The following is a 1,313-nucleotide window of genomic DNA, read 5'->3' as shown; positions in this document are numbered from 1 at the left end:
GGTTGGAGGCTCACACCGGGGATACCGCAGGACGCTTTTTGCACGCTGTGGGTCGGGGCCAATCGGGCAGTGAAGTTTACTAGGAGCGGCCGTGCCGAAGATTCCCATCATCCAATCCGAGCTTGCCCCGGCATTTCAACGTGTTGGAGGCGGTGGCGTCACGCCAATCGACACCAGCGGCCTGGTGCGCGGCGTGGCGGACGCTGCGGACGCCTACCGACAGGCCGACTTCGAGCAAGCCAAGGTCCGCGCTACCGAGAAGATCGCCGATGCGCAGCTCGAGTGGACGCGCACCGAGATCGACAGGCGGACCCAGTTCGATCCCTCCAGCGCCGAGGACTACACCGCCAAGACGCTGAAGAACTTCGAGACTCTCAAAACGAAGCTGCTCAAGACCGCGAGCGGCAACGACGAAGCACGCATCCTCCAGCAACGCTTCGCCGGTCTGCGTGAGGGCGTGCTCACCAAGTCGATCGAGTTCGAGGCCGATGCCCGCGCGGGCTACCGTCGCCAAACCCTCACTTCGACCCTCGGCAAACGCGCCGCCACCGCGGAGATCGATCCCGCGCAGGCGCTGGATCTGATCGCCCAGCAAGTGGCGGAGGTCGACAACAGCGACCAGCTGTCCGTGCTCGAACGCAAGGAGATGCGCGAGCACGCCAAGGGCAGCATCGCGTACGCCGCGGCGCTCTCGATGGCCGGCAAGGACCCTGCCGGTCTGCGCGAGTCGCCGCTCATGTCCATGGTGCCCGCCGAGAAGCTCCCGACACTGCTGAAGGTGATCGATAAGTCCGACATGCTGATGCAGTCGCAGGACCAGGCGGACGAGATCATGGCCCGCAAGCTGCCGTTGGGCGAAGCGATGCAGCTGATCGAGAAGGACTACCAGGGCGAGCACGAGAAGCTGCTGAAGACCGAAGTCATGGGCCGCTACGCCTACGCCGAGGCCACGCGCCGCGACCACGAGGAGCAGAACTACGGCACCGCGCTGCTGGAGGTCGAGCAGACCGGCAAGGTGAGCACGACGACCTGGGGCCGCCTGAGCGACACCCACCGGGCGGCCGTCCTGAACCGACAGCAGGCTGAAGCCCGGCAGCGCCGCATGGAGGCCCAGGGACGCCCCGTCAAGACCGACTGGGATCTGTACCTCACCTTGCGTCAGCAGGCCATGGACGATCCCCAGGCCTTCACCAGGACCGACCTCAAGCAGTACGTCGACAAGATCGGCCCCGGCCAGATGGAGCAACTGCTCGACCTGAAGGGCAAGACCGAGAAGACCGGCAAGGCACCGCGTGACGCCGTGACCCTCACCC

General features: G+C 65.7%; 1 protein-coding gene. It reads left to right on the top strand.

Annotated features, from left to right (window positions below; genetic code table 11):
• Positions 1-91: 91 nt before the first annotated feature.
• Positions 92-1,313, top strand: a 1,222-nt coding sequence (locus x551_RS22325) for a hypothetical protein (protein ID WP_152543641.1), incomplete at its 3' end; no start/stop codon positions are given.

This window comes from Methylibium sp. T29 (assembly GCF_000576205.1).
GTDB classification, from domain to species: Bacteria; Pseudomonadota; Gammaproteobacteria; order Burkholderiales; family Burkholderiaceae_C; genus Methylibium; species Methylibium petroleiphilum.
Note: the sequence above shows the minus strand (reverse complement) of the source record. Positions and strands in the feature narration are given on the sequence as shown.